Source organism: Moorena sp. SIO4A1 (assembly GCF_010672065.1).
GTDB lineage: Bacteria > Cyanobacteriota > Cyanobacteriia > Cyanobacteriales > Coleofasciculaceae > Moorena.
Genome location: NZ_JAAHHX010000143.1, coordinates 1 through 5,751 on the forward strand (window position 1 = coordinate 1; position 5,751 = coordinate 5,751).

The following is a 5,751-nucleotide window of genomic DNA, read 5'->3' on the forward strand; positions in this document are numbered from 1 at the left end:
CGAGTCGGAAAGGTGATTAACAAGTATCGAGTGGGGAAGTTCTTTGAACTGGAAATCACGAACAACAGCTTTTCCTACACCCGCAAGCCCCAAGGCTTAAAAGCCGCCGCTGCCTTGGATGGATTATATGTCATTCGTACTTCTGTAGACACCGAAGTTTTAGATGCTCCAGCTACAGTGAAAGCTTACAAAAGTCTGTCTCAAGTCGAACAGGCTTTTCGCTCTTATAAGACGATGGATTTAAAAGTCCGTCCCATTTATCACCATCTCGAAAGCCGAGTTAAATCTCACGTTTTTCTTTGTATGCTGGCTTATTATGTGGAATGGCATATGAAGCAGGCTCGCTTCACCGATTCTTTTTGATGACGAGGACGACACCCCGATTGATTGGGATGGAGTTACTCCTGTTAAACGTTCAAAAAAAGCTAAATCCCACGGCTCGTAAGAAGCGGACAGCCCAGAACTTACCCGTACACAGCTTTTCGACTTTGATGGCAGATTTAGTAACAATTACTCTCAACACAATTGCTTCTAAATTAGAGGGGGCTGATCTGACTTTTTTGAAAATTACTCAACCCACACCAGTCCAACAAAAGGCGTTAGATTTACTTGGTGTTTCCCTATTTGTACCCAGTAAATGACCGACATAAAATCTGCTATTCCTTACCCTGCATAGGTTGCCCTTTTTGTCAAAGGGGGAACTTCAGTCTCGAAGCGATCGTTAAATCAGGCAATGACTATCTAGTTAAAGTCAAAACTAATCAACCAAAGCTATATCAACAAATAGAAACCCTATCGAATCGGCAAAGAGCACAACAAAAAGTGACCCATCATGAAAAAACTAGAAACCGTAATAGTTATCGTAAAATCGTTGTGTTTGATCCACCCGAAAACCTTGATCCGAAATGGATTGGCGTGGGTTGTGTGATTAAAGTCGAACGTAGTGGAACTCGTGGCAATGAGACTTATCGAAGCATCAGTTATTATCTTTGTTCAAAACCACCTCAATCTCGCCGTCTGTCAGAAGGTATACGAGGACATTGGCTAATTGAAAATTCTCTTGATTGGGTAAAAGATGTCATCTATGAGGAAGATATTAGCCCACAAACATCAGGATTTGCTCCTTTAAACTTATCTGTGCTCAAAACCTGGGTTTTAACCCTTTTAAGAGCACATGGCTTTGATTCGATCAAGGGAGCGATCAGTGAAGCGATGCAGCGCGGTCTTGGGGGTTTCCCCCGGAGACGAAACCTGATTACGTTGAGCCTTTATGGTTGGTAGGCTATGCAGATGCATGGTTAAAACTTATTGATTAAGGCGAGCCTGTCTTACGGTAACTTCAAACCACTCGCTATTGCATCAAGACAATAGACCTCTTGCAAAAGTCTTTCGTGGTATAATTATAAATTTGGCAATTTTTTATTTAGCGTACGCTTAAGACTAACAAACTTGCTTTGTAATCTCTTTGTGTATAAGCGTAGTATACAATTTAGCTAATTTTCACAAAATTTACTATTATAACTCAAAATATTTTGGCAAGAGGTCTAATGAGCCATAATCTGAGCTATATCCTCAGTTTTTGTACTTAAGAGTAATTATCTCTGATTATCTTCTATTTTATTGAGAATGAAACAGCCCTGCCCGGATAATACCGGGCATCGACTCTAATAGTTAGAATAGATACTGGTTGAGATTAATTCCCGGCGATATGCACCACCACCTCCCGGTAGTGAGCCTGTCGGCGATGCTCCCAAATATAAATGCCTTGCCAGGTTCCTAAGAGCAATCTCCCCTGAGCAATAGGAATCTGTTCCGATGTTTGAGTCAGCGCAGTGCGGATATGAGCAGGCATATCATCGGAACCTTCGGCACTATGGCTATAGCTTTTTCCATCTTCTGGTACTAATTTAGCAAAAAAGTTCGATAAATCCGTGAGCACATCAGGATCAGCATTTTCCTGAATTACCAAACTTGCGGAGGTATGACGGAGGAAAATGGTACACAGTCCAGTCTCCAGTCCTGATGTAGCAACCACAGATTGAACTTTCCCGGTAATGTTGGAGAAGGATTTACCGGTAGTCTTGATTTTGAGTCGTTGTTGATAATGAGTCATAGAAGGCTTGGTTAATCTAGCCACTGCTACCCGAGCTGTTTCAGTTCCTCGGATGGTGTTTCCGAGGTTTCTGTGGCTACAGCTGTTGGTGGATTGACAGGAGACTTATCCACCACAGGTGTTTCCAAGGTTTCTGTGGCTACAGCTGTTGGTGGATTGTCAGGAGACTCATCCACCACAGCACCAGTTTCTGATGACTCTAGAGTATCTTCTGATAACGACTCAGGGACGGTTGCCAATTCTTCTGTATACAACTTATCCAGTTGAGCAGCAGTTTCTGATAACTCTGGCTTTTCTGCTGATTCTGGCTCAGTTGCAGATTGATTGTCACTCGACTCATCTGCCTGCTCGGAATTTTCCGATGCCTCTGGATTCTCCGGTTCCCCATCACGCCAAGGGGAATCATAGTGATTCCAGGGCAGAATTGGCTTGTTGGGCAGGTTACGGGTCAAGACAGTGATGTTCTCTGGGTCTGGTTCCGGTAAACTCAAGGGTTCTCCGGAGGGTTTTTTATTAACCTGTTTAGAATTCATAGTCTCAGCGAAAGCCAACAATACATCACATCAGTTTAAGCGCAGGAATGCAAAACTCTGCTATGACATTCAAAGTAATAATCAAGGCAACCCCCCAAGTTACATAAGCAGAATACTTCAACGATAGAGAAAAATCTTCTAATCGCTGCCTGTTTGCATTATAAGTCTCTACCAGATTAACCAGCATCTGTAGCTGGTATTGTTCTGGTGAGAGTACCAGGTAACGTTCTAGGAATTTTTTATCTCCCAAGTTGGGACTGACTGCTATCTGACGCGGGAGAAAAGCACGGATTAGTAGGGTAAAATTAAGCATAAATCCCAGTATCTCGGCTATACCAAATGGGCTGCGGAAAAATACTAGCCCAGATATGGTTAAACTCGTTAACAAGGCTCCGTTAGTGACAAACAAGATATTGAGCTTTGTGGTCAAGGTTTGACTGCGCTCCCTTTGTTGATCAAGTACCATACGAACGTCTCGTGCTGCCAACTCTAGGCTGGGGAAAGAGGTCTGCTCTTCAGAGGTCTGTTCTTCAATAGTAGAGGTTTCTGGTGTGTCGATGGACTTTGGGATAGAATTTTGGCTATTCTGGATCTGTTCTATAAGCGAATCTACGGTAGATATCATGGCAGGGGCTATTTAGGCTATTTAGTGTGAGTCTGGAGGTAGTTAACAATATCTTTAGCAATCTTGTCTGTTCCATCCTTTACCAAGCTTTGAGATTTTCTGGGAGGCTTGGGAGTATGATGGAGGAATTCCCAGTTGCCGTGGAAAAATTCTGTCGGTGTTAAAATCTGATGGTGACCGTAGTCTTGCACCCCTTCTATTAGGATAGCGGCTTCAGCAAATCCCGAGCGGGTAACTGAAGAAATTGGGATATCCAGGCGTAAGGCTTCAGCAAAAGTACTGTACCCCGGTTTGGAAATCACTCGCGAGCACAAGGGCATGAAATCCACTGGTCGATAGTCGTGACCCTTGATTTTCAGTAAATTGGGTAAATCTGGTGCTTGAGAGTCAAATGTGATAAACTGCCAGTTAGGGAATCTAGATAGATTATGGTAAGGAATTTGTTCCAACCCTAATCCCCCAAAGGTGAGTAAAGCAGTTTTAAACTCTGGAGACTTCAGATCAAAATGCTTCCTTAATTGATCTGTACTGTATCCTGGTGATCCCCCTGTTAAGCCCACATCGGTGATCTGGGTGAACGCGCTCATGGGTTCATGTAAAGGAAGGCGAAATAAGCGATCGCATTTCCCATAATACTCACTGATCCAATCGGCAATCTCAGCAAACTCTCCTCCCCAGTCTCGATAGATGAAGTCCCAGCCAAAGTTACTCATCATCCAGCAGGGAATTTCAGCCGCTTGAGCAATACCTACAGCTAAGGGGGGAATATCGGCTAATATCAGGCCTACTCGATTGTTACGAATAAAGTCAACCTCACTAGCAATAATTGATCTAGCATTGGAACGAATTTGCTGTAGTTTGGTTAAGGTTACCTCTTTATCCATTGTTAAGCTGTCGGTTTGAATAACACCAACATCAAAAGCCCGTGGGCGATGAATAAAATCCCCCGGAATGTAGGATTCTAATAACCAGCGTGGTATTGTTGTTACTAGAATCAGTAAGATATCCGGACACAGTCGTTGAATAGCCGCAGCTACGGAGGCAGTACGTACAGCATGACCAAAACCGTGGCTAGTGATAGCGATGTATAAAACTGGTCTAGACATTCTAGGAGCTCAGGTATTGAGTTAATTGAAGGCTTTCATGCAGGCTAACAAAAATAAACCACAAGTGGCTAACTTTGGCAGTTATAGCACTACGCATTCAGGTGTTTGACATTCCTAAACTCCGAAACTTAGTCATAGCTTACTTCTAACTTCTGACTTCTGACTTCTGACTTGCGCGTAGCGCTATACTACCTTGATTATAATTTCCACACTTTAAAATTGAATTCAGAAAAAATTTAAAGTTTTTTTTTAAAGGAGTTGAAAACCTGAGGGGGCGACGAAATAATCTAAAACGCAGACTCTATAGCAGAGAAAGAGTTGGTTAGGACAATACTCTGAAAGCATTATCCAGAGCATCCTGCAAACAATCAAATTCCTCAATGGTCTTCCGTAAATGATGTTTCAGTCGAGACCAAAATTTCTCAATTTTATTTAGGTCAGGTGAATAAGCAGGCAGAAACAGAAGCTCACACCCTGCCTGCTCGATTAATATCAAGTTCGGATAATTAGTTATAATTAAACTTCCCTTCCTCTGAAAAAACATTGCATTGCCACTCGCTATGCCAAAAACCGTCACTGTTGAATCCCATTTGAGTTCGGAGGAACTCTACTCTCGTTACCGGGCAAGCACCTCCTCGGTGCAACGCAGTCACTATCAAATCATCTGGCTACTTGCCGATGGGAAAACTCCAGCAACGGAAGCTCGAAGTTACTGGTTATAGCCGAATTTGGAGTGCGGCTTGTTCCGAGTAGGAGCTACTCGTAATAGAGTAGGGTATGACTCGGGGGCGCGTGATCAAATCACAAACCTAACTACCTGTACGGATGTGGGTGAAAACCCCACCGCTGAAGAGACAGCAGACTCCTTATCTGGCCACACCGAGCAGGCGACATCCTAGCAGAGTGAAGCTGGCAACAGGGCGGAATCAGAGGTGAAGCAGATTAGCCACACTGCCGCTAAGAGGGAGGTGATATGGATAGCAGTAGCAAAAGTCCTGAAAAAGTGTCTTATTCGCAAGCCGCAATCTGTAAAAATGCGAGACTTCATTCCTTATATCCTCACAGCATGTTCCAAAGATAGCTGTAAACTCTGAGGAGGGAATAGGCAAATTGGACTGTCCTATAGTCACCAAAACAATCCATCAGGTGGAACAAGTAAAAACGGTAGCACAAATAGGTCTGAGGAACGGTCGAAACCTCAGTAAGTTATGTCAAACTTAATCCCTACTACCGGGTAGGATGCAGCCGTGCGATTCGTTGACTAGAAACCTTGCCCATCAAGGGTTTAGGAGGATTAGTCGCAAGGAAGAAAGAACCTTGACAACTTGATAACCATGATGGTGAAAGACCATCCCTCGTGAAATCCGAGTGACA

7 protein-coding genes and 2 pseudogenes are annotated in these 5,751 nt (G+C 43.4%); 4 read left to right on the forward strand and 5 right to left on the reverse strand.

Annotated elements, in window-relative coordinates; all coding sequences use genetic code 11:
* The 3 genes and pseudogenes from F6K53_RS34940 to F6K53_RS34950 all read left to right on the forward strand — a co-directional run.
* Positions 1-363, forward strand: a pseudogene (locus F6K53_RS34940) (IS1634 family transposase); the annotation flags it as partial.
* Entirely contained in the window at positions 363-641 is a 279-nt protein-coding gene (locus F6K53_RS34945) for a hypothetical protein (RefSeq protein WP_293029917.1), read from the forward strand. The pseudogene F6K53_RS34940 and the gene F6K53_RS34945, both read left to right, overlap by 1 nt.
* Positions 625-1,281: an ISAs1 family transposase gene (locus tag F6K53_RS34950; protein WP_293072284.1), complete on the forward strand. Its 657-nt coding sequence runs from the start codon at positions 625-627 to the stop codon at positions 1,279-1,281. Before F6K53_RS34945 ends, F6K53_RS34950 begins: the two co-directional genes overlap by 17 nt.
* A 412-nt stretch (positions 1,282-1,693) precedes the next feature.
* On the opposite strand, the gene F6K53_RS34955 is transcribed toward F6K53_RS34950, so the two are convergent.
* The 5 genes and pseudogenes from F6K53_RS34955 to F6K53_RS34975 form a co-directional block, all read right to left on the reverse strand.
* Positions 1,694-2,113 (reverse strand): secondary thiamine-phosphate synthase enzyme YjbQ, encoded by a 420-nt coding sequence (locus tag F6K53_RS34955; protein WP_293029924.1) that lies wholly within the window; start codon positions 2,111-2,113, stop codon positions 1,694-1,696.
* A 26-nt stretch (positions 2,114-2,139) separates the two neighbouring features.
* Entirely contained in the window at positions 2,140-2,646 is a 507-nt protein-coding gene (locus F6K53_RS34960) for a hypothetical protein (protein WP_293029927.1), read from the reverse strand.
* A gap of 25 nt (positions 2,647-2,671) precedes the next feature.
* Positions 2,672-3,271, reverse strand: a complete 600-nt coding sequence (locus F6K53_RS34965) for a hypothetical protein (RefSeq protein WP_293072283.1) — start codon at positions 3,269-3,271, stop codon at positions 2,672-2,674.
* 17 nt (positions 3,272-3,288) lie between these two features.
* Positions 3,289-4,377 carry a glycosyl transferase gene (locus F6K53_RS34970; RefSeq protein ID WP_293072282.1) on the reverse strand — a complete coding sequence of 363 codons (1,089 nt, stop codon included), beginning with the start codon at positions 4,375-4,377 and terminating at the stop codon, positions 3,289-3,291.
* Positions 4,378-4,699: 322 nt separating this feature from the next.
* Positions 4,700-4,867: pseudogene (locus F6K53_RS34975) on the reverse strand (transposase); the annotation flags it as partial.
* Between the two features lie 70 nt (positions 4,868-4,937).
* Here F6K53_RS34975 and F6K53_RS34980 point away from each other — a divergent pair.
* The gene (locus F6K53_RS34980; protein ID WP_293029936.1) at positions 4,938-5,099 is read left to right on the forward strand and encodes a hypothetical protein; all 162 of its coding nucleotides are present in this window, start codon (positions 4,938-4,940) and stop codon (positions 5,097-5,099) included.
* Positions 5,100-5,751: the final 652 nt, after the last annotated feature.

Coding starts and splice junctions, on each gene's coding strand:
- F6K53_RS34965 (WP_293072283.1), bottom strand. CDS start 3,271: ATGATATCTACCGTAGATTCGCTTATAGAACAGATCCAGAATAGCCAA.
- F6K53_RS34960 (WP_293029927.1), bottom strand. CDS start 2,646: ATGAATTCTAAACAGGTTAATAAAAAACCCTCCGGAGAACCCTTGAGT.
- F6K53_RS34955 (WP_293029924.1), bottom strand. CDS start 2,113: ATGACTCATTATCAACAACGACTCAAAATCAAGACTACCGGTAAATCC.
- F6K53_RS34945 (WP_293029917.1), top strand. CDS start 363: ATGACGAGGACGACACCCCGATTGATTGGGATGGAGTTACTCCTGTTA.
- F6K53_RS34980 (WP_293029936.1), top strand. CDS start 4,938: ATGCCAAAAACCGTCACTGTTGAATCCCATTTGAGTTCGGAGGAACTC.
- F6K53_RS34970 (WP_293072282.1), bottom strand. CDS start 4,377: ATGTCTAGACCAGTTTTATACATCGCTATCACTAGCCACGGTTTTGGT.